The following is a 26,404-nucleotide window of genomic DNA, read 5'->3' as shown; positions in this document are numbered from 1 at the left end:
TATTCGGCCGAAATGAGGCTGCTCAGGGCAACAGCCCGAGCTCGCGCGCCTTGCGCGTCGCGTCGGTCCGTCGCCTCGCGCCGAGCTTGTCGTACAGGCGTGCGGCATGCGTCTTCACGGTCGCCGGAGACAGGTGCAGGCGCGCCGCGATCTCCTTGTTCGAGCGGCCGGCGGCGATCTCCTGCAGCACGGTGAGTTCGCGCGGACTGATGCCGAGGGCCACCTGCGCGCGCGGGTTGCCGTCGAAGTCCGGCGTGCGCGCCGCTCCGACCACGCGCATCCCGATGTAGATGCCGAGCGCGAGGAAGCCGACGGCGATGAGCGCGACGTAGATGTCGGTCGAATGCGTGCGCGCGAGGCGGCCGTAATCGAGCCACTGCAGCAGGAACGTGCCGGCGGCCAGGCAGGCCGAGTACACGGCAATGTGCCGGAATGCCGGTGCAGGGGCTGGTCGCTTCATGGTGTCCCCGATTCGCGTCCGCGCCGGATGCTAAGACATCCGTGCCGACCTGTCGCGCGCTCGGTCGCCCGCCTGATCCCGGGGTATTCGCTGTCGCGGCGACGATCCATGCGCAGCGACCGGTTCGGTCGCCGGCGCGGCGGCCGCTAGCGCCTCGCTGCGTCCATGTAACCGAAGCTCAGGCTCGAGAACGTCGTCTCGAAATCGGCTTCGCTGCCTTCCGGCAACGGCCGCGTCCAGACGACGTTGAGCAGCCAGCTTCCGCGTGGCGGTACGTCGAACGTCGCGCGACCGGTGGCGTCGGTGGTGTGCATCGCGACGGGTTCGGCGTCGTCTTCGAGCAGGGTCAGCTTGACGCGTGCACCGGCGAGCGCGGCTCCGTGGTAGAGCACGCGCACCGGCAACGTCGGCGAGTGCGGTTCCAGGTACGGATTGCGCTCCGGCACGATCTCGAGGTCGAGGCCGACCGGGACGGTCGCCGGATCGCCTTCCCTCGCAGCGGCGGCACCGGCCTGCACGAGCGCCTTCGCCTCGCGACGGTAGATCTCCGAACCATCGACGTCCATGCGCCGCATGCGCCGGCGTTGCTCGAGCGCCGGAACCAGCCCTTCGCTTTCGAGGTAATCGTTGAAGCGCAGCGCCGGCAAGTGGCTGTGCGCGCGGTCGTCGGTTTCGAGTACGAGCAACCAGATGCCCGCCGCATCGAGGCGCAGGTCGGCGTCCGCGTCGTCGCGGCCCGGATGCAGGCGACCGTGCAGCCCGAGCGTGCGGCCGTCCGGCGCGATCGCGTCGAAGCGCTCGATCCGTTGCAACGGTATCGGCGAGCGCTGGCGCGCGGCGCCGTGCCCGACCTGCAGGGTCATCGGCCAGTCGATGCCGGGTTCGACGCGGTATTCGCGCGGCTGCAGCCAGAAGTCGTGGGCGACGGCGTCGCCGGTCGCGAGTGCGAGCAGGAGGGCGAATGCGCGCCGCCCGCGCGGGTTCGTGCGAGGATTCATGTCGTCACCTATTCGAGATGATCGGGCCGGTCACCCGGCGTGACCGGCAACGCATGCACGCTTGCGACGAGCAGGACGACCGCGATGAGCCAACTGGCGACGACGTGCACCGCGACGCGTGCGCCGTGGCGCAGGCACCACGACGCGAGCACGAGCGTCGCGATCGTCGGTGCGAGCACGTAGCCCTCGGGACGGCCGCCGGACGAGGCTGCGAGTGCGCCTGCACAGCAGCCGCCCATGCCCGCGAGCAGGAGCACGAGGCGGCCTGGCATGCGCGGCCAGAGGACCGCCGCGGCGCAGGCGGCGACGAAGATCCAGCAGGCGAACGCCGCATCGTCGAAGGCCGCGGCGGGCAAGCGCAGGCTTGCGGCTAAGCTGCTGGCCACGGCGAACGCCACGAATGCGATCACGCGCGGGCGCGGCGCTGCGTGCGCGATCGCGATACCGGTCGCGAGACCGAGCAGCACGAGGGGCAGGGCGATGCTGTTCATGCGAGGACTCCATGGAGGAAGGCGAGGCCGGCGACCGCGATCGCGGCGCCGCTGATGCGCGTGAGGGGGACGCGGCGCACGCGATCGGCGACGACCGCGAACGCGATGCCGGACACGTGCAGTAACCCGGTCGCGAGCACGAAGCCGACGCTGTAGCCGACCGGATCGGCGGCCGAGGGCAGTTCGCGACCGTGCGCGTAGCCGTGGAACATGGCGAACACGGCGACGATCGTCAGCGCGAGCCATGCCGGCGCGCGCCAGGCGCAGGCAATGCACGCGCCGAGCACGAGCACCGAACAGGCGATGCCGAGTTCGACCGGCGGCAGCGGCACCGCGTGCATGCCGAGCACGGCGCCGACGACCATCAGCAGCGGAAACGCGATCGGCAGCGCGACGACGAGCGTGCGGCCGAGGAACGCACCCCACAGACCGACCGCGACCATCGCGAGCAGGTGGTCGAAGCCCGTGAGCGGATGCAGGGCGCCGGCGACGAGGCCGCCGCGCAATCCCGTTCCGGTGTGCGCCGACGCCGGGATTGCCGTGGCCATGCCGACCGCGAGCGCCCAGGCGGCGATGGCGTGCCGGCACTTCATCGCGTGTACCCCGCGGCATCCGGCGCAGCGAGGAACGGAAACACCGTGGCCGAATGGTCATGCTCGTCGCGATCGACGCCGTCGTCGATGCCGCGCGTCGTGCCGTTCGCGAGCAGCGAGCGGTAGACGTCGACCGCGTCGTACAGCGGCGTGCGTCCGCCGCAATCGTTCGCCCATTCGGCATGGCCGCCGAGTGCGGCGAGCTCGACCGCGAACGGCTGCGTGCACGTCGCCGACGCGGCATTGACCCACAGGCGATCGTCGGCGAGCAGGCGCGCGAGCGGGCGGTAGCGGTGTGCGCGCACCTTCGCATCGGCGAGGAACGCGTTGCCGCACCGGCCGTCGAAGCCGTCGTACAACGCGAGATTCTTCTCGATCTCCGCGACGAAGCGGCCCGACGTCGACGGCGTCGCCGCGTTGTACGCCTCCTTGAGGCGGTCGGCGACCTCGTCGCTCGCGCTGGTGCCGAGCAGCGCATTGCCGGTGAGTGGTCGCCCGGCGCGATCGATGCGGCGATCGCCTTCGGACGTGCTTGCCCAGATCGCGAGCGAGCGCCCGCCCTTTGCCACGCTCGCGATGTCGATCGAGACGACGAGCGACGCCGGCGTCCATCCGGCGAGCAGGTTCTTCGCCGGTCCGCCTTCGGTGTGGCGCCATTGCTCGTGGATCTCGTGCGCGGTCGTCGCGTCGAACGCGGGACAACCGGCGACATCGATCGCTGCACCGGCGTGGATCGCGGCGACCGCGGCCTGGTACGCCGCGCGCGTGCCCTTCACGTTGTTGAAGAACGGATCGTCGCGCGGGCCGGCGAAGACGCGAAAGCGCGCATCGCGTCCTTCGAGCCCGTCCGGCATCGTGTTGCCGCCGCGTGCCCAGTCGCCATGGCCCGCGCGGCATTCCATTTCGTCCGGGGTCGCAAGGTGACAAGTGATCGTCGTCGTCGCGGTCGTGTGTCCGAACTTCGAGCCGCTGTCGACGTGGAATACGTAGTCGAGGCGGTCCGAGAACGTATGGCCGACGATCGTCATGACGAGTTCGAGCCGGCGTCCGTCGGCCGACGTCCACGCGTAGAGATCGCCGATGTCCGCGCGCGGGTCGGCGATCACCGTCGGTGTGTCGAGGTGGTCGGAAGCATGTGCCGGCGCCGCGAAGGCGGCCGTCGCGGCGAGCAGGAAGGCGCCGACGACGGCGCGCGGAGGGGTGGCGGAGTGCATCGTGCGAACCTCGCTGGAAGGAGGTTCGCACTAGACACCGCGCAGGGCAGCGGCCGCTGTCGAAATCTTTAGTGAGGCGCCGGTGCCGGCGAAGCGCGCCTATCGACGCGCCGCGGATTCCTCGAATCCGTCGCCGAAGATGCGGTCGCCGTGCACGATCTGCAGTCCGTTCAAGGCGGCGCGCGGCGGCGAGCCGGGTGCCGTCGCGGCGACGGTGAGCGTGAATGCGTTGCCGGGGACGAAGAACACGGCGTGGTTGCCGGGGCTGCCGTCGGCTTGCACGTAGTTGCCATCGAAGTCGGTGCCGGTCGCGTCGACGATGTCGATCGTGTGCGGTGCATCGCCGTTCGTCGCGACCGTGCAGGACGCGGTCGACATCGCGCGTGCGTTGTCGGAATCGGCATACACGTGCACGTAGTAGCCGGCGTCGTCGTCGGGAAGGCCGCTGACCTCGACTGCGACCGGCGTATCGGTCGCGCTGAGGTAGCCGTCCATCATGCGGAAGTCACCGGGCGCATCGCCGATCACCGGCTTCCACACGCCAGCCGCGGACCAGTCGATCGTCGCACCGCTCGGGTTGCCCGTTTCGTCGACGAGCGCGACGCCGCTGCCGCTCGATCCGGCGAGCGTGTTCCAGTTCACTGCGGCGACCGCGCCCGCGCTCTCGCGCGCACCCATCGGTGTGCCCGTACCGACGAAGTCGACGCTGATCGTGCCTGCACCCGCGACGACGTCGCTCGCGTGCAGGCCGACCGTCCCCGTGTGCACGAGCGTGCCGTCCGTCGCGGTGATCACGAGGTCGCTCGTACCCGGCGGCATGGGCGCGCCGGTCTGCACGGTGAGCGTCGTGCTGCCGCCCGCGGCGAAGTCGTTCGATGCGAACGATGCGGTCGCGCCCGGCGGCAGGCCGTCGACGTCGAGGTGGAGCGTGCCGGTGTAACCCTGCTGCGCGCTCGTCGTGATCGCGTAGACGACGCTGTCGCCCGGATGCACGCCCGGATTCGGGGGTGAGGCGGCGAGCGTGAAGTCCGCGGTCGGCAGCAGTCCGTACGTGCTCACGGCAGCCGCGCCGACGCCGTCGCTCGGGAACGACGCCATGTAGACGCGTCCACCGACGACCGTCGGTGGGCTGAACTTCGGCCAGTTGCCCACGCGATCGCGCGTGCTGTTCTGCTCGGAGTTCCACAGCTCGTGGGTGAGGTCGTCGGCGTCGACCGCGCGCAGCACGCCCGGGTGCACGCCGCTGTTCGGATCGGAGCCGCTGAAGGCCATCGATGACCACAGCACGCCCGTGCCCGGCGTGCTGCCGTTGGCGGACAGCGCGAGCACGCCGCCGGCGGAGCCGTTGTTGGAGAACAGCGTCGACTGCGAGGCCGGTGTCGTGTCGAACGTGCCCGCGGCGGCATTGAAGCGATACGCCTTCATCGGGCTGTGGCCGTCCGACCAGACGTACATCCACGGACCGACGCCACTCTCGCGGTTCCAGTACACGGGGCCGCCCTTGATCTGCTGGCCACCGTTGCTGAACACCTGCACGATGTTCGCGTCGCCCGCGGATTCGTGGCCGAGCGAGGACGCATGCATGACGTAGAACACGCCGCTCTTTCCGGCGCCGACGACGAGATCGGTGCCCGGCAGCAGGATCGGGCCGGATCCGCCGAGATCGGCGTCGGCCTGGTTGAGTTCGTCGTAGACCGAGGGCGTGAACCAGTCGAGCATCGGCGTGTCCGGCGTCGGGCCGAACTTCACGAACGATTCGCCGAAGTTCCGCACGCCGTCGTAGGTGCCGTTGCCGGTCATGAAGTAGACGTTCTCGTCGGCGTCGACCGCGGGCGCGCGACCGGCCATCCAGATGCCCCCGCCATTGAACGCGGTGCCGTCCGGCGTCGACGTCCAGATCGCGGTGCGCTGCAAGGTCGCCGCATCGTGCACCATGACCCAGCCGTGATAGGCGAACTGGTCGCTGTGCGCGCCCCAGGCGATGAACACGCGTCCGTTCGCGAGCGCGAGGCTCGCGCGCTGGTCCTGGATCTTCGGGTTGAATGCGAGCATGCCGCCCGAGCTGCCGTTGCCGTTGCCGGGGACGCTGCCGCCGAGCACGACCGGGCTGCCCGGGCGCTCGGCCAGGGTGGTGATGTCGAGTGCGTGCAGGCGCTGGCAGAAGGTCGGATTGACCGGGCCGCAGTTCGCGCCCGCCTCGCGCGTGCGCGCGACGAGGTACATCGTGTTCGTCGCGAGGTCGATCTGCGGTGTGCTCTCGATGCCGACGTTGCCGATGATGTTGTCGTTGTAGCCGAGGATGTCGAGGATCGGGATCGCGGTCGAACCCGCCACCTGGCTCGTGATGTCGAGCGAGAGCAGCGGCGTGCCGGACGACGAGTTCGCGTCGAACGCGTAGACGCGGTCGTTCATCGTGACGACGTAGACGACGTCGTGCACGCCCTGGCCCGGGATCGCGACGTTGCGCACGTACAGCGGTTGCGCATACACCGATCCACTGACCGGATACGCCCACAGCTTGCCGAACGTCGCGGCGTTGACGTTCGCGGTGGTGAGCACGGTTTCGTCGAGGTTCGCGCCGAGGCGCGCGGCGTCGTAGCGTTCGGTGACGACGTCGATCGGCGCGGCGACGACGGATGTCGCGGACGCGACGAGTAGCAGTGCGCATGCGCTGCGCGGAAGCGGACGTGCCATCGGTGCTCCCCTTGGAAGGCGCCCGACTTTAGCAGAACGCAGACGCCTGCCATCGCCGCCGATCCCTGCTTGCGTAGCCCCGGACTCCGTCACCGGAGCCCGGGGTCACGTCGATCAGCGCTGGCCGCCCGAGGCGGTGATGCGCTCGCCGGTGAGCCACGACGCGTCGTTCGAGGCGAGGAACAGCGCCACCTTCGCGATCTCCGCGGGCTGGCCGAGGCGACCCATCGGAATCCCGGCGACGAGCGTCTTCTCGAACTCGGTGCCGACGCCGCCCATCGCGGCGAGTCCTTCGGTCGCGGTCGCGCCCGGTGCGATCGCATTGACGCGGATGTTGCGCGGCGCGAGTTCGATCGCGAGCACGCGCGTGATCGAGTCGACTGCGGCCTTGGTCGCCGAATAGACGACCGAGTTCGGCATCTGGTTCACGCTCGCGATCGAACTCACGTTGACGATGCTGCCACCGAGCGGTCCGAAATGGCGCGCGGCTTCCTGCGCGGCGAGGATCGTGCCGAGCACGTTGAGGTCGAACTGGCGACGGTATTCGGCTTCGGTCACCGCCTCGAGCGGTTCGAAACGGTACACGCCCGCGTTGTTGACGAGCACGTCGAGCGCGCCGTACGCGTCCTTTGCTTCGGCGAACAGGCGGCGTACGTCGTCGGCGCGCGCGACGTCCGCCTGCACCGCGATCGCCTTGCCGCCGGCGCGGATGATATCGCCGACCACGCGCTCGGCATCCTGCCGGCTCGACGCGTAGTTGACGACGACCGCAGCGCCCGCCGCGGCGAACTGGCGCGCGATCTCGGCGCCGATGCCCTTCGATGCGCCCGTGACGACCGCGACCTTGCCGTTCAATGCGTTCATGGGTTCCGTCCTTCATTTTTTGCGCCCGATTGGCGCCGGACGACACTCTTGTTCATTCGGCGCCGCGAGGATAGGCTGCCGATTCGACTAGCACATATTCGATTCGTGCATGACCGACCGGCTCTTCGCGCTGCGCGTGTTCGCCCAGGTCGCCCGCACCGGCAGCTTTTCGAAGGCCGCGCGCGAACTCGCGTTGTCGCAACCGTCGGTGTCGCGCATCGTCGCCGGGCTGGAAGCGGACGTCGGCGTCGCACTCATGACGCGCACGACGCGCGGGTTGCGCCTCACCGACGCCGGTTCGGACTACCTTGCTCGGATCGAGCCGATCCTCGACGCGCTCGAGGAGGCGGATCACGCCGCACGCGGCACGGGCGAGTTGCGTGGCGTGCTGCGCGTGGCCGTATCGTCGGGTTTCGCCGCGCGCGAGGTGATCCCGCGACTCCCGGACTTCATGGCGAGGCATCCGGTGCTGCGCATCGAGCTGCTCATGAACGACCAGCGCCAGGATCTCGTCGGCGAGAGCATCGACGTCGCGCTGCGTTTCGGTGCGCTCACCGATTCGAGCGCGACCGCGCGCCTGATCGGTATGTCGCCGCGCGTCGTCATCGCGGCACCGTCCTACCTGCGGCGCGCCGGCACGCCGCGTTCGCCCGAGCAGCTCGCGGGACACGCGATGATCGTCGGGCCGTCGCGGCCCGGGCAGCCCGCGTGGACGTTCGAGCGCGACGGTCGCTCGCATTCGGTGCGCGTCGAAAGCCGGCTGAAGATCACCACGCACGAAGCCGCGATCGTCGCGGCGGTGGCCGGGCTCGGCATCGTGTCGACCGCACTGTGGGGATGCCGGGAGGAGCTCGCGGCCGGCACGCTCGAACGCGTGCTGCCCGAGTGGGATACCGGCTCGGTCGAAGTGCACGCGGTGTTTCCCGCGGGTCGCGCGGCGAAGCCGGCCGCGCGTGCGTTCGCCGACCACGTGATCGGCGGATTGACCCCGGCGTAGGTCGCGAGCCGCGAGCGGTCCGCGACGCGCCGGTCAGCCGTCGAGGCCATCCGTGAAGATGATGTCCGACGACGTCGCGTCGACTGCGATGCCGACTTCGAGGAACGCCGTGTAGCCGCTCGCGTTGTCGCCGGCGACGGTCGCGAGCTGGTGCACGCCGCCGTCGTCGCCGAACACGTTGTCCGACTGCAGCGAGAGCGGGTCGAGGTTGCTCGTGCTGTTCGGGTACAGCGCTGCCTGGCCGTACACGACGCGCGACGGTGCCTCGGGCATCGCGAGTTGCGACGTGCGGCCGGCGTTGTTGCCGCTGGTGGCGTCGGCGAGCGAGGCGAAGACTTCGAAATGGATGTGCGGCCAACGGCCGGAGTAGCAGCCCGGGTAGATCGTGGTGAACGTCACGCGGCCCTGCGCGTCGGTGACCTGCACGCCGCGCAGGTAGTTTTCACCGGTGACGCCCTGCGAGTAGAGCGAATAGCCGCCGGTCGCGTTGCAGTGCCAGAGATAGATCGCGAGCCCTTCGATCGGGCCGCAGTCGGTCGTAGTGCTGAGGAACTGCAGCGTGAGTTCGAGCAGGGTGCCGGGCGCGACGTTCGTGCCCGACGAGCCGAAACTCGAACGGATGTCCGAGCGCAGGATGCCGCTCTGCGTCAACACGTTCGGCCCGTTGGTGCCGTCGCCCGGATACGGGCCTCCCGTTTCCTGCGGGATCAACGTGCAGGCACGCAGCGCGCCGGGCAGCAGTGCGAGCGCGCCGACGCCGCCGAGCAGGCCGAGCACGCGGCGCCGTCGTTCGAGCACGTCCAGGGTTTCGGCGAGCGTCGCGTGCGGGCTGCGCAGGATGGGCAGGATTTTCGCCATGGTCGTTCTCCTCGACGTGGGTCGCGCCGTCCTCCGGCAGAACGTAAGCTAGGCCGCGATTGTGCAGTTCCTGCGCAGGCATGATGGAATCGATGCACAGCCTGGCCACGCGACCAGGGTGCGAGGGCAGGAGAGGGATCGATGGATCGCATCATCGCGTTGCGGCTCGCGCCGTTCGCACTGGTCGCGGCGCTCGCTGGCTGCGTCGCGCCACGCACGCAGGCGCCGCCGCGACGTCCCGCCGACGTGCGCGCCCAGATCGTGCGGCTGATGCCCGCGCAGGTCGCCGATCGCGAAGGCTGGGCGGCCGACATCGACGCGGCCTTGCGCACGCAGGAGATAGAGACGACCGCCGCGAACCTCTGCGCGGTGCTCGCGGTCGCCGAGCAGGAATCGACGTTCCGCGCCGACCCGCCGGTGCCCGGCCTGCCGAAGATCGCGCGTGCGGAAATCGATCGACGTGCGGCCTCGCTGCACGTTCCCGACTTCCTCGTCGACGCAGCCCTGCGCATCGACTCGCCGGATGGACGCAGCTATCGCGAACGCCTCGCGTCGGTGCGCACCGAGAAGGACATGAGCGCGATGTTCGAGGACTTCATCGGCATGGTGCCGCTCGGCCAGCGCCTGTTCGGGAGGCTCAATCCGGTGCACACGGCGGGGCCGATGCAGGTGAGCATCGCATTCGCCGAGGCGCACGCGAAGGGCTATCCGTACCCGATCGACGGTTCGATCCGCCACGAGGTCTTCAGCCGGCGTGGCGGCCTCTGGTTCGGCGCCGCGCACCTGCTCGGCTATCGCGCGCCTTATCCGAAGGCGATCTACCGCTTCGCCGATTTCAACGCCGGCTGGTATGCGAGCCGGAACGCGGCCTTCCAGAACGCGGCGAGCGTCGCCTCCGGGGTGCCGCTCGCGCTCGACGGCGACGTGCTGCGACCCGATGCGTCGTTCGATGATCCGGGCCAGACCGAACGGGCGCTGCGCACCCTCGCGCGGCGCATCGACCTCGACGAGCGCGACATCCGCCGCGCCCTCGAACGCGGCGAAAGCGAAGCGTTCGAGCGCTCGTCCCTGTACGAGCGCGTGTTCGAACTCGCCGAGCGCGGCGGACACGAGCCGCTGCCGCGCGCGCTCGTGCCCGGCATCGCGCTGCACAGCCCGAAGATCACGCGCCAGCTCACCACCGCATGGTTCGCGAGTCGCGTCGACGAGCGCTACCAGCGCTGCCTCAAGCGCGCGGGCGGCTGAGGGTCCTTCCCGCGTCAGCGAACCGCGAAACGATTCGCGAGTGCGTCGGTCGCGCCGACGAGCACGTCGACGATAGCGGGATCGGCGGCGCTGTGCCCGGCGAGCACGATGTGCAACGAGGCCTCCGGCCATGCCGCGGCGAGGTCGATCGCGCTCTTCACCGGGCAGATGATGTCGTAGCGGCCGTGCACGATCGTCGCCGGGATGTGGCGGATCCGATCGACGCCGCGCAGCAGCTGGTCGGGCTCGAGGAAGACGCGATGGCGGAAATAGTGCGCCTCGGCGCGGGCGACGCTGATCGCGATGGCGGGTTCCTCGAAATTGCCGCTCTCCCGCGGGTCGTGCACGAGCGTCGTGCTGCCGCCTTCCCACCAGCCCCAGGCGAGCGCGGCGGCGAGCCGCACGTCGGGATCGGGATCGTCGAGGCGGCGCCAGTAGGCTTCGACGAGCTCGCCGTGTTCGGCTTCGGGGATGTAGTCGAGATAGCGCTGCCAGCGTTCCGGGAAGATCCAGCGCGCGCCGCCGTCGAGCTCGTTGAACCAGCGCAGCTCGCCGGGGCGGCCGAGGAAGATGCCACGCAGCACGAGCCCGAGCACGCGCTCCGGATGGACCTGCGCATAGGCGAGCGCGAGCGTCGAACCCCACGAACCGCCGAACACGACCCAGCGCTCGATGCCGCAATGGACGCGGATCTTCTCGATGTCGGCGACGAGGTGCTGCGTGGTGTTGTCGCGCAGCTCCGCGTGCGGCGTCGACTTGCCAGCGCCGCGCTGGTCGAACAGCACGATGCGGTAGCGCGCGGGGTCGAAGAAGCGACGATGGTAGGTCGAAACACCGGCACCGGGGCCGCCGTGCAGGAACACGACGGGCAGCCCGTGCGGATTGCCGCACTCCTCGATGTGCAAGGTGTGCAGGTCGTCCACCGCGAGGCGATCGGTGCGATAGGGCTCGATGTCCGGATACAGCTCGCGCATGCGGGACTCCGTGGATGCCCACGGGAGCTTAACCGAAGCAGGGAGGGGCACGACGGCGCGGGAGAATGTGGCAGCGGTCGCGCAATGCCCGGGGAGGCTTCCGTGCCCACATCGGGGCGCCCAATCCTGGCGCGAGGTGGTCCCGGGCGAAGCCAGATTGCGCGTCACCGAAAGCGCGCGCGATGGCTGATCGCCGCGCCTTCGTGTAGGAAAATTCCTACAGCGTCATGTCCGACCGTGGTGGCCGGCCCGAGGCAGGGTCAGCCAGCGTCGGTCGCGCGGCACGTTGCCGGGCGCGCGACACCTGGCGTTCTGCCCAGCGCTTGAGCACGCGTGCGCGTCGCGCACCGGCTTGCGGATCACGCACGACGTCCTCGACCCGGGCGAGCAGGGCGTCGACGTTCTCGCGCGGATCCTCGTGGGCTTCGCGCCCACCCGACCAGACGTCGATCCAGCGGTCGGACCGCTCGCCCAGGCGCAGCACGGCGCGGAAGAAGCGCGGCTCGTCCGTCTTCAGCAGGACGAGGTCAGCGCCGGCGGCGATGAGTGCGAGCGGGATCAGAACGAGGTCGCGCGCGGCGTTCAGGAGCAGCTTCAGCTGCAGCAGGACGACCGCTCGCACGAGCGCGCCGGCGGTGCGTTTCTGTTCGGGGTTCATCGGGCGAGCGTAGAACAGTTCCTCTCGCGCGGGAACCGCCGTCGGTCATGTACGCGGCGCTGGTGCGCGTCGACGCTCTCAGCCGTCGATGCCGTCGACGAAGATCGTGTCCTCGTAGGCGCCGACGTCGGCGCTGCCGCGGCCCGGGAATGGATGATCGTCGAGGTCGGTCGTACCGTTGCCGGCCGCGCAGAGCCCGAACAGCGGCGACCCCGCTCCCAGGTGGTAGTCGCCGTTCTCTGCATCGACGAACGCCGGCGAGACCGAATGCACGTTCGCGACATAGTCGGGTACCGCACCGCCGATCGCGCCGTAGTCGTCGCAGACGAGCGCGGCCGGCGAATCGAAGTAGAGGCCGACGTTGCTGTTGTTCCAGGCGATCGTATCGAAGACGTTGCACAACGCGGTTCCGCCGCAATAGAGGCCACCGACGCGATCGCTGGTGGCTGCGGCGGCGTTGCGCGCGATGGTCGCGTGATCGACCAGCGCCGTGTCGCCGTACGGCGTGACGTAGGCGCCGCCGTAGTTCGCGTCCGACGCGTTGTCGACGATCAGGGCGTCGGTGAGCGTCACGGCCGATCCGGCCGATGCGGCGCCCGATGCGTAGAGGCCTCCGGCATCGACGCTGCTGTGGTTGCCGCGGATGATCACGTGGTCGACCTGCACCGAACTTTCGACGGTGACGAGGTAGTTGATCTGCAGGCCTGCGCCGGGCGCGTCGCTGTCGCCGTTCTGCAAGGTCAGGTGCGTCACGGCGAGCGGGCCCTGCTTGCTGCGCAGGACGAGCACGGCGGTGGAGCCGCGTCCGTCGAGGATCGTGTCGGCGGCCGCATGGCGGCCGCCGCTGCAGCCGGGTCCGTATCCGCCGTAGAGCGTGAGGCTCGTGGTCGAATGACTCGAGTAGAAGAAGAACGGGCCGTTCGACGTTGCCGCTCCCGTCCGATAGGTGCCTGTGGCGAGCTTGACGAGGTTGTCCTCCGCCACATACGGCCCGCCGTCGGAGGCGTCGGCCAGCGCCTGCTGGAGTTCTGCAGCGGTCGAGACGCACGCTTCGTGCGCCGCCGCTCGCGTGGTCGCTGCGGCGAACAGCGCGATGGACAGGTACGCGGCTCGGAACGGCGTGGTCATGGCGTGGCTCCGTGGGCATACCCAGGGAACACGCCGTTCGACGCCGGAAGCGGGCGTCGTTCACGCCGCGGCCGGTGCCGCGGCGGCGCAATCCGTCAAAGCGGATCGAGCGGAAGGTTCGGAAACTCGCGGGCGAGCATCTCGCGCGTGCTCGCGAGCGCGCACGACTCCACGAACGAATAGGTGAACAGCTCACCGCACGTGAGGCATTCGACGTAGTCGTCTCCACGCGGCAGCAGCGGCGTATCGAGGTTGTAGGCATTGCAGTGCGGGCACTGCAGCAGCATGCCGTTGCCGCCGGTGAGATCGGGAATGTCGATCTTCGTCATGGAGAGTTCTCCGTACCCGTCTTCCCGCCGGCAACGCTAGGCGACCCTGGCTGAACGTCGCATGTGCGAGCGGGCGGAGATCGCGATGCGCGATCTCGGTTCACCAAATGGAAACGGCGGGCCCGACTCGCGCCGGATCCGCCGTCTCCTCGCCGCGTCCATGGCGATCGATTATTGCGACTTGTCCTGATGCGGCGCTCACGCGCGGCGCAAACGTGGGATTGACTCAGGGGAGGGAGTTTCACCAATCGTTGCAGGATCAGTTTCGCATCGCGTTGCTGAACGCGTCGCAACAAACGGAATTTGAACCTGCGACGTTGCAACGCGGCGCGTCGTGCGCAATGCGGACCACGATCGGCGAGTCTGCATCGTGTGCGCTGCGGATGGCGTTCCGCGCGGCAACCGCTCGACGATTCGATCGTGCGGCATCGATGGATGCGCCTGGAGTCGCGCGTGACCATCCGGCGGATACGCGGGTCGCGCATGCTGTTCGCGCGGCGCGAGGCGCGCCGCGCCCTTCGAAGGTAGCATGGTCGCCCGCATCGGCAGGAGACGATCATGGGCGGAACAGGGTTCGACGCCGGGCGCACGCCGCTCGGCGAAGGGGAGGCGTACGCGGTATCCGACAACACGGGCTTCCGTACGACGCTCGACATCGCGGGGCACGCCGCGATCGCCGACGAACCGGTCGCGCTCGGCGGCACCGACCAGGGGCCTTCGCCGTACGGCATGCTGTCGGCAGCACTTGCCGCGTGCACGGCGATGACGATGCACTCCTACGCGAAGCTCAAGGCCTTGCCTGTCTCGGGCATCCGCGTCCTCGTGCGGCACGAGAAAGTGCACGAAGTCGATTGCGAACATTGCGAGACGGACGCCGGCGCGAAGATCGACCGGCTGGAACGCACGATATGGATCGACGGCGTCGTGCCGGAACCCGCACGCGAACGCCTGCTGCAGATCGCCGAGCGCTGCCCCGTGCACCGGACCCTGCAGGGTGCCGTGCGCATCGTGACCCGGGCGGGTTGAAGGGGGAAGGTCCGCAGCACCAGTTCGAAGTAGCCCTCCCTTGGCCTTCGATCACTGGTGCTGCGGCGGCCCGAACATCCGGCGTCCGCTACCTCGCTGGCGGCGGCCGACCGGGCGGCTCTCCTTCGGGTGGATCACAGGCTAGACCAAACGATCGGCCGGCACAGCCGGGAAAACCGCGCGGTTCGGCGCGGAGAATCCCTCGAAACGCGTCCGACGTCGCCCCACGCAAGGAAGGGCGGCAAAACGTGTCGACTAAGATTCCGTGTTGACTAGGAAGCATCGAAGTCATTGTGGAATATTCCGTCGGATGCCGGGTCGTAGACTTTCAAGGTCACGACGCCGCCGCTGACGTTGAAGCCGCCGGGAGCCACGCACAGCGGCAGGCTGTGCGTGCCGTCGTAGTCGCTGAGCGTCACGTGCGCGACGAGCCCGGGACAACCGCCCGGGTTCGCTCCCGCTTCCGTCGAGCCGACCTTGCTCGCCAATGCAGCTCCGATCGGTGCCGCGACCCACATCCACGCACGCCTCACCACGTCGCCTTCCGCATCGTCGCCGTCCACATCCGCGACTCCCTCGTCGACATCGCCGCGATGATGCGGCCGCGCGAAGGATGCGATGCATCGGGTTAAGGAAAGGCAAGCATGCCGTTACGCCGACGCAATCAGCCGCACTGATCGAAGTGCGCGGATACGGCTGTGATCGCAGCGTCGCTGTCGATCGGGTCCACGCTGCGCCCGAGGTGGTTCCAACCCTCTTCCGCAGTCTACATGTGTGGACGTATACATTGGCTCACGCATTGCATCGTCGTGATCAGCGCTGCGGCGGATGCGTCGCACGACGACGGAAGGGGAGGTGTCGGGCACCAGCGGACGAAGGCGGATGCAGGCGCCGTCGGGGTAGCGGCGCAGCGATGGTTCGATGCACTCAGGAGGAGGGGGTCGACGTCACATGTGGACAAATTCTGCCAACAAGTGTCCCGGCGTCGCGCGGCGAACCGCGCGGCGAGCCGCGAGCGAGAACGGAGGCCGCCGATGCAGACGCTGAAGATATGTGACGTGGGTCTGCAACCCGACACGTCGCACGCATTCCATTCCATGTTGAAGATCGTCGCTGGCCGCTCGAAGGCGGCCTGGCAGGTCGCCGGGATCGAACATGCCGACGTGCTGTTCGCGTCCTCCGAAGGAGACGGCAGCACGTTCGCCGCATGGGGCGCCACCGGCAAGCCGGTCGTGCTCGTGATCGACGACCGCAGCAGTTGGCCGCCCGCGCCGTTCGTGTTGCGCCACCCGTTCCGCGTGATGCAACTGCTCTCCGTGCTCGACGACGTCGCCGACCTGCTGGCCGCATCGCCCGGGCGCGAGCGCGGCGACCCGAGCCGCTGGAGCGCGGCGGAATCGCTGCGCGCGTTGATGCCGCAGTCCGGCAATGCGGCCTGGCACGTCACACGCACGCCGCTCGGCGAGGAGGTGTGGCTCGGCCACGGCCTCGTGAGGGCGGCGGCGCGAACGATCGCGAGGTTGCGCGCCGGCGAACTCGAACTCGCTGCGTTCCATCCCACGGGAACGAGCCCGCCTGCCGATGCGCCGGCGATTGCCGCCTGCGATTTCGCCTGGTACGTCGGATTGAGCGGGCCTGCGCGGCTCGCGCCCTGGCTTTTCGCCGACGTCGCCTACCGGCTGCGGCGATGGCCCGACTTCGGTCGGCTCGGCGTGAATACCGGAATGCTCGAGCTGTGCGCGATGAGCACGGTGCGCGCATGGACGCCGGCTGCGCTGGTCGAGGCGAGCGGTCAGCCCGCGGCCGACGTGCACCGCTTCCTCGCGGCGGCTTCGCTCGCCGGCTTGCTCGTCGCGAATGGCAGCGAGCAGGCGCCGGCGTTGCTCGCGCGCGGTCGCGTACAGAGCGGCTGGGATCGTTTCCTCGGCGGACTGCGGCGCCACCTGGGGCTCGCCGCATGAGCGGAGTGGAAGCGGGCGAGTTCAAGATCGTGTTCACCGGGCCGATGGGCGCGGGCAAGACCACGGCGATCGCCGCGATCAGCGAAGGCGAACCGGTGCGCACCGAGGTCGAGAACACCGATCGCGTCGCGCACGCGAAGGAATCGACCACGGTCGGCTTCGACTTCGGCCGCATCACGCTCGCCGACGGCAGCGTCGTGCGCCTGTACGGCACGCCCGGGCAGGTGCGTTATCGCTTCATGTGGGACATCCTCGGACGCGGCGCGGCCGGCGTGATCGTCCTGCTCGACGCGAGCGCGCCCGGCGCGCTCGTCCAGCTCGACGTGTTCGTCGACGCGTTCATTCCGCACGTCGCGCACGGTGCGCTGGTGGTCGGCGTCGGTCGCACCGACGTGCCGAACGCGCCGAGCACCGACGCGTTCGCGGCGCGCCTCGATGCGCGCGGCATCGTCGCGCCCGTGCTGTCGGTCGACGTGCGCAGGCAGGGTGACGTCATGATGCTGGTGCGCACGCTCGTCTGCATCCTCGGTTCGCACACGGCCCACGGGGTGCCCGCATGAGCAAGGTGCGACCCGCCAAGCTGTCGCGCGAACTCGCGCGAAAGGTGCTCGAGGGTTACGGCGAAGTCGCCGGCGTGCAGTGCGCCGTGCTGTTCTCTTCGGACGGTTTCGAGATCGCGTCGCACGCGGCCGATGCCGCCGCGTCGGCGCGCCTCGCGGCGATCGGCAGCTCGCTCGCCGCGCTCGGCACCGCCCTGGCAGGCGAGGCGGGCCTGGGCGACTTCGAGCGCACCACGATCGAGAGCAACGGCGGCGCCGTGACGATCATGCGCGTCGGCAGCAGCCGCTCGATGTCGCTCGCCGTCGTCGCCGGCAAGGATGCGGTGCTCGGGCAATTGTTGTGGGCGACCCAACGCTGCTGCCAGGCGCTGGCGAAATTGCTGGATCCATGAGTCGCGGCCGGATGAGGCACCGCTCGCGGCGATACAACCCGATGTCTCGGAGACAAGGCAATGGCCAACATCAACGATAGTCTTGCGAAGCTGCTCGAAGTCGACGGCGCGCTCTGCGCCGCCGTGGTCGACGCCAACAGCGGCATGTTGCTCGGAAAGATCGGGACGGGCCTCGACCTCGATCTAGCGGCGGCCGGCAACACCGAGGTCGTGCGTGCGAAGATGAAGACGATGAAGTCGCTCGGCCTCAACGACGCGATCGAGGACATCCTGATCACGCTCGGCAAGCAGTACCACATCATCCGCCCGGTCGCGGCCAAGGTCGGCTTGTTCATTTACCTCGTGCTCGACAAGTCGAAGTCGAACCTCGCGCTGGCCCGTCGCGGTGCCCAGGACGTCGAGCAGACGCTGCAGCTGTGACGACAGCGCCGTGCCCGCGGCGATCGCCGCGGGCAACGGCGACTAGAAATCCTTCTCGAGCACGACCGAAACATGGCGGCCGCCGACGTCGTAGCCGTCGAGCGTGTAGATCGCCGGATCGGCCGTCGTCCACGAGTACGCGAGCGTGAGGCTCGTCGCGTGGACGAACGAGCGCGCGACCGACAGCTTGTAGTCGGTGTACGAGAAGCGCTTCTCGTTGCTCGCACCGGTCTGCGGGTCGGTGCCGCGCGAATGGCGCCGGCCGACGTGCGCGGCGAGGTTCCAGCGCGGCGCGACCGGCCAGTTGGCGTTGGTGTCGAGGTACCACGAACCGCGTGAATCGGGCGTGCCGAACGAATCGGTGACGTCGTAGTTGATGCGCGCATTGAGGCCGTGCCAGCCGACGAAGGCGAAGACTTCGGTCGTGTCCGGTCGTCGCGCGTGCGCGACGTAGTGACCGGGAAACTGCAGTTGCAGCACCCCGGCGCGGACCTCGCCACTGTGGCCGAACAGCCAGCGATAGCCGAGCACGGCATCGATCTCGTAGTGCACGCGATTGCCGGGCGTGATCTTGTCGATCCAGCCGATGCGCACCGCGCTCGCATTGCCGTAAACGCCTTCGCCGGGGTTGACGTCGACCTCCGCCTGCACCGAAGGCTCGCCCACGCTCTGCGAAAGGCCGCGGCCGATGTAGTTGTTCATGAGCTGCACGTAGCCGTACACGAGTTGCGGCGCTTCCTCCGCGCGCGCCGGCGAGCCGGCGATGGCGAGGGCGAGCGGGAACACGATGCACGGCGGCAACTTCGCTTTCATGCGGACCTCGACGGGTGGCGGCGGGCGACATCGTGCGGCGCGGCCACCGTCCGATCCATCCGAGTCTTGCGTCCGACCTCCCGCAGCAACAGGACCACTTGCAGCGACGCGAGCCGGAGCCACTGCAGACGGGCGCGTCCGCGGTGCGTTTCGTCGCATCGACGGTACCGCAGGTAGCGCTCGCACCACGACGGCGGCGCACCAGCGGGACGCGCCCGATGACGATACCGTCACGCCACCGCCGGGCGCATCGGCCTACGATGGCCGCATGATCGGAGGAAGGACGATGAATCCCATGGCGGCGGCCGTCGCGCGCGCTTTCGCGGTCGCCCTGACATGCGCGGCAGCGCTGGTCCCCGATGAGGGTATCGCGCAGGTCTCGTTCGACTGCGTCGCGCCTGCAACACCGTCTCTGGTCGCGCCCGTGGTGCTCGGCAACGGCGGCGCCGGCAGCGTGACCACCGCGCAGGTGCAGCAGGCGCTCGATGCAGGCGGGCCGATCCGCCTCGACATCGGCGCGTCGACGCTCGCGCTCGGCGCGACCTTGCGCGTCACGCGCGCGACCACGTTCGATCTCGGCGGCGCGACGCTCTCGGGGGACCACGTGCGCCGCGTGATCGAGGTGCAGAATCCAGCGAACCAGACCTACGCGTTCACGCTGTCGCACGGGAGCATCGCCGACGGCAGCACGCCCACGGCGAGCGGAGCGGGCCTCTACAAGGCGACGGGCGGGCCGTGGCAGGCGGTGACGCTGCGATTCTTCGACGTGCGCTTCAGCGGCAACCACGCGATCGCTTCCGCGCAGGACGACGGCGGTGGCGCGCTCTACGTCGTCGGTGCGGCCGAAGTCGCGGTCGTACGCGGGCAGTTCGACGGCAACAGCGGTTCGAACGGCGGTGCCTTCTATTCGCTCGGCTCCAAGCGCGTGAACCTCTACGACAGCGTGTTCACCGGCAACCATGCGACCGGCAGCGGCGGCAATCCAGGCAACGGCGGCAACGGTGGCGCGATCGGCGTCGACGGCGACGCCCGCTTCGTCAACCTCTGTCGCGTCCGGCTCATCGACAACGAGGCGAATGCGTTCGGCGGCGGCCTGTTCACCGTCACCTACAGCAATGCGTCGCACACGCGACTGCAGGACTCCACCGTGCAGGGCAACACGAGCAGCGCGGCGGACAAGCTCGCCGGCGGCGCGTATATCCAGGGCAGCCCGATCGCGATCAGCGGCAGCACGTTCCGCGACAACGACGCGAACGGCTACGCCGGCCTCGCGCTGTTCGGCTACGGCGGGGTGCTCGAGGGCAGCATCAGCAACTCGACGTTCGTCGGCAACCTCGCACGCGGCGGCCTCGGGGGTGCGATGGCGATCCAGGCGGCGAGCGCGCTGACCTTGCAGAACCTCACGATCGCCCACAACGCCGCACCGTGCGCGGGATGCTTCGCCGCCGGCATCGCCAATGACAGCGGAGCGTCGCTGACGTTGCGCAACGTGCTGTTCGAAGACAACGTCGGCGGCAACGCCTACAACCCATGGGCGATGTTGCATCCCGCCGCGAACGGTGCCGGCAACCTGCAATGGCCGCAGGCGCGTCCCGCAGCGGGGCAGGGCGAACCGGCCGTCGCTCCGGGGACCGTGTTCGCGAACGCCAATCTCGCCGACCCCGCGGCGAACGGCGGTCCGACCGAGACGATGGCGCTGCCGCCCGGCAGCCCGGCGATCGACGGTGGATCGACTGCAGGTGCACCGGCGACCGACCAGCGCGGCGCGCCGCGCGGCGGCGCGGTCGACGTCGGCGCGTACGAACGCCAGCCCGATCTGATCTTCCGCAGCGGTTTCGAGCCCTGACTTTCCGACTGCACCCTGAACAGCCGGGCGCCACGCTTCAGGCGGCGCTTAGGTGCTTTCGCTTACGTTCGATCCGCACTCACTGCGAGGAGAACGCATGAACAGTCAGTTGCCGATCGAAGGCCAGAAGATCGAGGTCAAGCTGCGTGACGGCGAGTGGCAGGACGCGGTCTATCGCAACGACGATTTCATCGACGTCTACGGCTTGCCGCTGTCGTTCGACAAGATCCTCGCTTGGCGACCGGCGAATTCCAAGGGCCGGTCCAACGGAGAACCGCACGGGAGCCTGTCGCTGCACTGAGGCACGTTCCCCGGGGGCGCGGCGACCAAGGACGGCCGCCGCGCGAAACAGCGCGCGCCGCGCGACCCGCCATGCACTACACTGCGGCCATCGCTTGTTTCGGGCCGGGGGGCATGGGAACGAAGCGTGTGAATCCGCCGCCGTCGGCTGCGTCCGCGTCTTCCACTCCGGAACCGACGCGCGAGCAATTGTTCGCGCGCATCGCCGAACTCGAAGCCGAACTCGATCGCCGCCGGCGCACGGATGGCGCTGGTGCATCGATCGACCGCCTCACCACGGTCAAGGTGCCGCCCGAGTTCGAACAGCCGTTCCTGCACGCGCAGGCCCACGTCGCGCGCTACTTCGCCGACCGGGTCGAACACCCGGACACCGCGACGATATCGATCGCCGGCGAGCGTTATGTGCTGCTGCGCGCGGCGTCGCTGTCGGTCGAGTTCGTCGAACTCGTCATGAAGTTGTACCAGGACAAGGGTGTCGACGAAGCGCGCGCGGTCGCGAACAACCTGCTGTTCGACCTCGCGCACGCGCTCGGGCGGGCCGACGCGCGTGCGTTCCGCGAAAAGATGTCGCTGCACGACCCGATCGCGAACCTTTCCGCGGGGCCGATCCATTTCGCCTTCTCCGGCTGGGCGTTCGTCGACATTTCGCCGGAGTCGAGACCGTCGCCGGACGAGAACTACTTCCTGCTGTACGACCACCCGTTCTCGTTCGAATCGCATTCGTGGCTAGCCAAGCACAAGCGCAGCGAGACGCCCGTCTGCATCATGAACGCCGGCTATTCGTCCGGATGGTGCGAAGAGAGTTTCGGGATGCCGCTCGTCTCGGTGGAGGTCGAATGCCTCGCCGCGGGTGGCGAACACTGTCGCTTCATCATGGCGCCGCCCACGAGTATCGAACGGCACCTGCAAGCGTACGCACGCCGCGGCGGCACGCACGTCGCCAGGGCGGCCGGCGGGCGCCTCGGTATCGTGCCCGAGTTCTTCCAGCGCAAGCGACTCGAGGAAGAGCTGCGCGAAGCGAACGAACAGCTCGAGGCGCGCGTGCACAAGCGCGCGCGCGAGCTCGAACGCGCGACCGAACAGTTGCGTCTGCTCGGATCGGCGGTCGAGAACGCGACCGAAGGCTTCGTGATCCTCGAACAGCACGACGGCGACGATCCGTTGCGCATCGTGTTCGTCAACCACGGCTTCTCGCGCATCACGGGCTATCCCGCGAGCGACGTCGTCGGCCGTTCGCTGACGCATCTTCGACTCGCGGCGGGCGAGGGCGCCATCTTCGCCGCGCTCGCCGACAGCGTGCGCCGCGGCGAGCCGTTCCAGGCGGAAGCCGTCGCGGTGCGGCCGGACGCGTCGGTCTACGCGCTCGAATTCCACGCGATGCCCGTGCCGAGCGAAGTGCGCCAGCCGCCGCATTGGATCGCGATCCTGCGCGACGTCAGCGACCGCAAGGCGCACCTGGACGCACTCAAGCACCAGGCGCTGCACGACGCGCTCACCGGCTTGCCGAATCGCGTGCTGCTGCACGATCGCATCGAGCAGGGCATCCTCGGCATGCGCCGTCACGGCCGGCGCTTCGCGTTGCTGTTCCTCGATCTCGACGGTTTCAAGGAGATCAACGACACGTTCGGCCACCTCGCCGGCGACGCGCTGCTGGCGAAGGTCGGCAACCGCCTGCGCGCGCGCCTGCGCGAGGCGGACGTGATCGCGCGCCTCGGCGGCGACGAGTTCGCCGTGCTGCTCGACCACGCCGACGACGTGGAGGCGTCGAGGCGCACCGCCGCGGAGCTGCTCGCGACGCTGGAGCAGCCGTTCGAGGTCGAGGGTCACAAGCTCGTCGTCGGCGCCAGCATCGGCATCGTGCACTGCCCCGAGCACGGCACCGATCCGACCACGTTGATGCGGCGCGCCGATATCGCGATGTATGCAGCGAAGAACGCGCGCGCCGGCGCGACGATCTACGACCCGCAGCAGGACGCACACTCGCCGGCGCGCATACGCCTCGTCAACGAATTGCGCGGCAGCATCGGCGGCGACGCATTCGAACTGCACTACCAGCCGCAGGTCGACCTGCGCAGCGGCAAGGTCGCGCGCGTCGAGGCGCTGCTGCGCTGGAATCATGCGGAGCGCGGCCTGCTGCTGCCGGACGAGTTCCTGCCGCTCGTCGCGTCGAGCGAACTGATCGACCGCATCGCGCGCTGGGTCCTGCACACGGCGATCCGTGACTGCAGTGACTGGGTCGAGTCGGGCATCGATGTCGGCGTCTCGGTCAACCTTGCGGCGCACAACCTGCGCGACGCCGACCTGCCCGACTTCATCGCGCGCGAGCTCGCCGGCGGCGGCTTGCCGGCGCAGCGGTTGACGATCGAGATCACGGAGAGCAGCCTGCTCGAACAGGCGGTCCTCGCCACCGACATCTTCCAGCGCCTGCGCACGATCGGCGTCGGCCTTTCGATCGACGATTTCGGCACGGGTTACTCGTCGCTCATGCACCTGCGCCATTTGCCGTTCACCGAGCTGAAGATCGACCGCTCGTTCACCGGCGAGATGCTCGCGAACGAGCGGGACGCGGCGATCGTCCGCTCGACCATCGACCTCGGCCACGAACTCGACCGCAGCATCGTCGCCGAGGGCGTCGAGACGCGCGAGGTGATGGAGCAGTTGCGCCGCTACCACTGCGACTTCGCGCAGGGCTATCACGTGAGCCCGCCACTCGCCCGGGTGGCGTTGCGGGCGTGGCTGCAGGACCCGCCGGTCTTCTCGATCGGACGCTGAGGCGGGTCGCCAGGGCGCCCGTGCCGACGAAAAACGATGGCAACCTGGGCTCGGGTGCCCTAGAGTTCCGCATCGCGCTGTATATAGTTCCTCTTCGAATACATCGGTGCTGCATGAAAATTTCAAGAACGGCTTCGGATGACCGGGTCAAGCTCGCGGGGCGCATCCGCGTGGCGCGACGCGACGCGAAACTCACCCAGACCGCGCTCGCCGAGCGCGTCGGCGTCACGCCGAGTGCGGCGGCCCAATGGGAGCATCCGAACGGCACCAGTCCCGGCACGCCGCGCCTGCAGGAGATCGCGGCCGCGACCGGCGTCAGCTTCGAATGGCTCGCCACCGGCCGCGGCGAACGGCGCCAGAAGCGGCCGCATCCGGACTCGATTCCCGCGCTCAAGCTCGACGTCTACGCGCAGGACTGGACCGAGGAAGTGTTGCTGGAGCGCTTCCGCCTGCTGTCGCCACGCGCGAAGCAGATGCTCGTGAACCTGCTCGAGGAAGTGCGCCCCGGCCGGCGCTGAATCGCGCGCGCATGCACGCGGCGCGTGTTGCGTCGTGTGCGCGGCCGGCCATGACTCCTGCGCTATCGCGTCGCTGCTGTTAGCAGTGCTAACGCCGCAGCTGTCTTGAACCGTGGTGACCCGGATTGCTAGCGTCCGTACCGCACGCAGATTCGGCGTTGGGGAGGAACCTGCACGCACCGTTCGCGGTGGACGAGCGTCCGTCCACGGCGAGTGCGTTGCATCGACGGCGGGAAGGCAACCGTCGGCGTGCAGGAGGGCCGGCGGCATCCGTCCCCGCCCGGCACCGGGCCGGGTGCCGCCGCGACCCGCGCGTGCCTCATGTCTGCTAGGGAGCGTGGACCATGGTAGGCAAGGCGGATGCGGGCGCTCCGTTCACCTGGAGCACGCCGCTGCGGCACGATCCGGACCTGATCGACGAGCTGCGGCGCGCGAATCGCGAACTCGCGATGAGCTACTCGGTCGCGCTGCACGCGGGGCGGCGCGGGTCTTTCGAGGCGGCGGCGCTGGCGATCAGGCGGTGTGCGCGCCAGTTGCACGATGTACAACGCATCGAAGCGCTGCGGCTCTACCCGACGATCGCGCGCCGCATGGTCGACGATCCCGACGGCGCCGCCGCGGTCGCGTCGCTGCGGCGCGAGTCGAATGCGCTCGCGCGGCATTTCATGCGGCTCGTCGAAGGCCTGTTCTCGCGTGCGCGCCCCGGCATGCCGCCGGCATCGCTCGTCGACGAGGCGCGCGGCGTGCTGCAACGCTACCTCGAAGAGAAGGAATCGCGACTCTACCGCTTCTACGCGCTGACCGCGCCGGTCGACAGCGACGCCGCCTAGCGCCGGTGCTCAACGCGGGCTCGCCGCTGCCGCGTAGTCGGCCGCTATGCCCTCGAGCATGCGGCGCAGCGTGGTCGCGTCATGCCAGCGCCCGTCGACCATGACGCCTAGCGGCCGGCGCAAGGTCGCGAGGTCCTCGAGCGGATTGCTTCCGGACAGCAGCAGGTCCGCGCGGCGGCCCGTTTCCACGGTTCCCGATTCGATCGCAGTCGGCGCCGCGCGGTGCAGCAATAGGCCAGGCGTGCGCGTCGCGGTCGCGAGCACCTGGTAGCGCGACAGGCCGGCCTGTTCGAGCGCGGCGAGATCGTCGTGCAGCGACCAGCCCGGCACGAGGCCGGGGATCGTCGGCGCGTCGGTACCGGCGACGAGGGCGACGCCGGCGTCGCTCATCGCCTTGGTGAAGCGGCGCAGGAATGCCACGTTGTCGTCGAGGTTGCCGTTGCGGTCGGCGTAGCCTGCGTGCCGCCAGGAAAGGCGCCGGTCGGGCGAGAGGTAGCGTACTTCGTCCATGCGCAGGAACTGCTCGACCACCGCGGGCTTGCCCCATTGCCGCGCGATCGTCTCGTAGGTATCGAGGTCCGCAGTCACGAACGCCTTGTTGCGCAGGACGGCGGCGATCGCGCCGGGTATGCGTGCTTCGTCCGGCAGCGGATCGGGATGGCCCGCGCGCGGCTGCAGCAGGTAGGTGTAGAGGAATTCTTCGGCGTGCGCGACCATCAGCTGGCCCGCGTCGAGCTGGCGTTCGATGCCGACCGCGGTGACGCCGTGGCCGACGATCGGCAGGCCTCGCCGGCGCCCCTCGTCGACGAGGGCACGAAACGTCGTCGGCGAGAGGTTGTTGTACACCTTGATGAATTCGTAACCGTTGGTCTTGGCGAGGCGCACGATCGCGCGCGCCTCGTCGGCGGTCGTCACCGTGAAGTGGCCGTAGCGCGGCGAGCCGTCGACGAGGAACGCGGCATGGATGTGCGGCCCCGGCTTGTCGCCGCGATCGATCGCGGGGCGCACCTGCGCGAGGAATTCGTTCGATGCCTCGCCCATGTTCAGCACGGTCGTCACGCCGTTGGCGAGATACAGCGCCATGTCGCGCGCGCTGTCGGCATGCGTGTGCATGTCGGCGAGGCCCGGCGAAAGATAGGCGGTGCCGCCGCCGTCGATGACTACGGCTTGCGCAGGCAGCTCGATTGCCGAGCCGACGGCCACGATCCGGTTGCCGTCGACGACCACGGTCTGGTCGCGCAGCACGCGTTCGCGGTCCATCGGCACGACGTTGACGTGCACGAACGCGATGCTCCGCGAAGGCGCAGGTGCCGCCGGCTCGGCGGCGAACGCGTGCGACATCGATGCGGCGAGGAGAAGGACAGTCAGGCGCTGCAGCAAATCGTTCAAGGGAAAGGCCCGGGCAGTGGTGGATGACGTCCCGTTCGATGCCCGCGGCGCGGGCAGGGTTTAGCGCGAGCGCG

27 protein-coding genes are annotated in these 26,404 nt (G+C 69.2%); 12 read left to right on the top strand and 15 right to left on the bottom strand.

Translation table 11 applies throughout. The annotated features are described in order from the left end of the window. Positions 1-22 precede the first annotated feature (22 nt). The 7 genes from FHW12_RS02660 to FHW12_RS02630 all read right to left on the bottom strand — a co-directional run bounded on the left by FHW12_RS02660 (position 23) and on the right by FHW12_RS02630 (position 7,314). Positions 23-460, bottom strand: a complete 438-nt coding sequence (locus FHW12_RS02660; protein WP_182529440.1) for a response regulator transcription factor — start codon at positions 458-460, stop codon at positions 23-25. Positions 461-606: 146 nt separating this feature from the next. Then, a complete protein-coding gene (locus FHW12_RS02655; protein ID WP_182529439.1) occupies positions 607-1,458 on the bottom strand; it encodes a DUF4198 domain-containing protein in 852 nt (283 codons plus the stop codon). A gap of 8 nt (positions 1,459-1,466) precedes the next feature. Next, entirely contained in the window at positions 1,467-1,949 is a 483-nt protein-coding gene (locus FHW12_RS02650) for a hypothetical protein (protein WP_182529438.1), read from the bottom strand. Beyond that, a complete protein-coding gene (locus FHW12_RS02645; protein WP_182529437.1) occupies positions 1,946-2,542 on the bottom strand; it encodes a HupE/UreJ family protein in 597 nt (198 codons plus the stop codon). The genes FHW12_RS02650 and FHW12_RS02645 overlap by 4 nt, the downstream gene beginning before the upstream one ends. After that, positions 2,539-3,756: a DUF4331 family protein gene (locus tag FHW12_RS02640; RefSeq protein WP_182529436.1), complete on the bottom strand. Its 1,218-nt coding sequence runs from the start codon at positions 3,754-3,756 to the stop codon at positions 2,539-2,541. The genes FHW12_RS02645 and FHW12_RS02640 overlap by 4 nt, the downstream gene beginning before the upstream one ends. Positions 3,757-3,855: 99 nt before the next feature. Next, positions 3,856-6,450, bottom strand: coding sequence for a PQQ-binding-like beta-propeller repeat protein (locus FHW12_RS02635; RefSeq protein WP_182529435.1), 2,595 nt, complete (start codon positions 6,448-6,450; stop codon positions 3,856-3,858). A gap of 114 nt (positions 6,451-6,564) precedes the next feature. Next, a complete protein-coding gene (locus tag FHW12_RS02630) occupies positions 6,565-7,314 on the bottom strand; it encodes an SDR family NAD(P)-dependent oxidoreductase (RefSeq protein ID WP_182529434.1) in 750 nt (249 codons plus the stop codon). Positions 7,315-7,423: 109 nt separating this feature from the next. Here FHW12_RS02630 and FHW12_RS02625 point away from each other — a divergent pair, with 109 nt between their 5' ends. Then, the gene (locus tag FHW12_RS02625; RefSeq protein ID WP_182529433.1) at positions 7,424-8,311 is read left to right on the top strand and encodes a LysR family transcriptional regulator; all 888 of its coding nucleotides are present in this window, start codon (positions 7,424-7,426) and stop codon (positions 8,309-8,311) included. Positions 8,312-8,344: 33 nt separating this feature from the next. Here FHW12_RS02625 and FHW12_RS02620 read toward each other — a convergent pair whose 3' ends face one another. Further along, a complete protein-coding gene (locus FHW12_RS02620; RefSeq protein ID WP_182529432.1) occupies positions 8,345-9,169 on the bottom strand; it encodes a 3,4-dioxygenase subunit beta in 825 nt (274 codons plus the stop codon). Positions 9,170-9,310: 141 nt separating this feature from the next. On the opposite strand from FHW12_RS02620, the gene FHW12_RS02615 reads away from it, so the two are divergent. Continuing rightward, positions 9,311-10,414 (top strand): DUF1615 domain-containing protein, encoded by a 1,104-nt coding sequence (locus FHW12_RS02615; RefSeq protein ID WP_182529431.1) that lies wholly within the window; start codon positions 9,311-9,313, stop codon positions 10,412-10,414. Positions 10,415-10,428: 14 nt separating this feature from the next. Here the strand turns inward: FHW12_RS02615 and pip are convergent, their stop codons facing one another. The 4 genes from pip to FHW12_RS02595 all read right to left on the bottom strand — a co-directional run bounded on the left by pip (position 10,429) and on the right by FHW12_RS02595 (position 13,503). Further along, positions 10,429-11,388 (bottom strand): prolyl aminopeptidase, encoded by a 960-nt coding sequence (gene pip, locus FHW12_RS02610; protein ID WP_182529430.1) that lies wholly within the window; start codon positions 11,386-11,388, stop codon positions 10,429-10,431. 217 nt (positions 11,389-11,605) lie between these two features. After that, a complete protein-coding gene (locus tag FHW12_RS02605; RefSeq protein ID WP_182529429.1) occupies positions 11,606-12,046 on the bottom strand; it encodes a hypothetical protein in 441 nt (146 codons plus the stop codon). Between the two features lie 78 nt (positions 12,047-12,124). Beyond that, positions 12,125-13,174: a hypothetical protein gene (locus FHW12_RS02600; protein ID WP_182529428.1), complete on the bottom strand. Its 1,050-nt coding sequence runs from the start codon at positions 13,172-13,174 to the stop codon at positions 12,125-12,127. Positions 13,175-13,269: 95 nt separating this feature from the next. Next, positions 13,270-13,503, bottom strand: a complete 234-nt coding sequence (locus FHW12_RS02595; protein ID WP_182529427.1) for a hypothetical protein — start codon at positions 13,501-13,503, stop codon at positions 13,270-13,272. Between the two features lie 558 nt (positions 13,504-14,061). On the opposite strand from FHW12_RS02595, the gene FHW12_RS02590 reads away from it, so the two are divergent. Beyond that, positions 14,062-14,529, top strand: coding sequence for an OsmC family protein (locus tag FHW12_RS02590; protein WP_182529426.1), 468 nt, complete (start codon positions 14,062-14,064; stop codon positions 14,527-14,529). 272 nt (positions 14,530-14,801) lie between these two features. On the opposite strand, the gene FHW12_RS02585 is transcribed toward FHW12_RS02590, so the two are convergent. Beyond that, positions 14,802-15,092: a hypothetical protein gene (locus tag FHW12_RS02585; RefSeq protein ID WP_182529425.1), complete on the bottom strand. Its 291-nt coding sequence runs from the start codon at positions 15,090-15,092 to the stop codon at positions 14,802-14,804. A gap of 471 nt (positions 15,093-15,563) precedes the next feature. On the opposite strand from FHW12_RS02585, the gene FHW12_RS02580 reads away from it, so the two are divergent. Genes FHW12_RS02580 through FHW12_RS02565 form a run of 4 tightly spaced genes read left to right on the top strand, consistent with a single transcriptional unit; the run spans position 15,564 to position 17,862 of the window. Beyond that, a complete protein-coding gene (locus FHW12_RS02580) occupies positions 15,564-16,490 on the top strand; it encodes a hypothetical protein (RefSeq protein ID WP_220484285.1) in 927 nt (308 codons plus the stop codon). Then, entirely contained in the window at positions 16,487-17,050 is a 564-nt protein-coding gene (locus FHW12_RS02575; protein ID WP_182529423.1) for a GTP-binding protein, read from the top strand. Before FHW12_RS02580 ends, FHW12_RS02575 begins: the two co-directional genes overlap by 4 nt. Next, a complete protein-coding gene (locus tag FHW12_RS02570; RefSeq protein WP_182529422.1) occupies positions 17,047-17,442 on the top strand; it encodes a roadblock/LC7 domain-containing protein in 396 nt (131 codons plus the stop codon). Before FHW12_RS02575 ends, FHW12_RS02570 begins: the two co-directional genes overlap by 4 nt. 60 nt (positions 17,443-17,502) lie before the next feature. Next, positions 17,503-17,862, top strand: coding sequence for a hypothetical protein (locus FHW12_RS02565; RefSeq protein ID WP_182529421.1), 360 nt, complete (start codon positions 17,503-17,505; stop codon positions 17,860-17,862). A gap of 42 nt (positions 17,863-17,904) precedes the next feature. Here FHW12_RS02565 and FHW12_RS02560 read toward each other — a convergent pair whose 3' ends face one another. After that, on the bottom strand, positions 17,905-18,675 hold the full coding sequence (locus FHW12_RS02560; RefSeq protein WP_182529420.1) for a TorF family putative porin: 771 nt from the start codon (positions 18,673-18,675) through the stop codon (positions 17,905-17,907). Positions 18,676-18,961: 286 nt separating this feature from the next. Here FHW12_RS02560 and FHW12_RS02555 point away from each other — a divergent pair, with 286 nt between their 5' ends. The 5 genes from FHW12_RS02555 to FHW12_RS02535 all read left to right on the top strand — a co-directional run bounded on the left by FHW12_RS02555 (position 18,962) and on the right by FHW12_RS02535 (position 24,941). After that, on the top strand, positions 18,962-20,521 hold the full coding sequence (locus FHW12_RS02555) for a right-handed parallel beta-helix repeat-containing protein (protein ID WP_182529419.1): 1,560 nt from the start codon (positions 18,962-18,964) through the stop codon (positions 20,519-20,521). Positions 20,522-20,618: 97 nt separating this feature from the next. Then, entirely contained in the window at positions 20,619-20,822 is a 204-nt protein-coding gene (locus FHW12_RS02550; protein WP_182529418.1) for a hypothetical protein, read from the top strand. Between the two features lie 113 nt (positions 20,823-20,935). Then, positions 20,936-23,593, top strand: a complete 2,658-nt coding sequence (locus FHW12_RS02545) for an EAL domain-containing protein (protein ID WP_182529417.1) — start codon at positions 20,936-20,938, stop codon at positions 23,591-23,593. A 113-nt stretch (positions 23,594-23,706) separates the two neighbouring features. Then, positions 23,707-24,111, top strand: coding sequence for a helix-turn-helix domain-containing protein (locus tag FHW12_RS02540; RefSeq protein ID WP_182529416.1), 405 nt, complete (start codon positions 23,707-23,709; stop codon positions 24,109-24,111). 344 nt (positions 24,112-24,455) lie between these two features. Next, the gene (locus FHW12_RS02535; protein WP_182529415.1) at positions 24,456-24,941 is read left to right on the top strand and encodes a hypothetical protein; all 486 of its coding nucleotides are present in this window, start codon (positions 24,456-24,458) and stop codon (positions 24,939-24,941) included. Positions 24,942-24,950: 9 nt separating this feature from the next. On the opposite strand, the gene FHW12_RS02530 is transcribed toward FHW12_RS02535, so the two are convergent. Beyond that, on the bottom strand, positions 24,951-26,330 hold the full coding sequence (locus tag FHW12_RS02530) for an amidohydrolase family protein (RefSeq protein WP_182529414.1): 1,380 nt from the start codon (positions 26,328-26,330) through the stop codon (positions 24,951-24,953). Between the last annotated feature and the right edge of the window lie 74 nt (positions 26,331-26,404).

Source organism: Dokdonella fugitiva, from assembly GCF_014138265.1.
Classification (GTDB): Bacteria; Pseudomonadota; Gammaproteobacteria; order Xanthomonadales; family Rhodanobacteraceae; genus Dokdonella_A; species Dokdonella_A fugitiva_A.
Note: the sequence above shows the minus strand (reverse complement) of the source record. Positions and strands in the feature narration are given on the sequence as shown.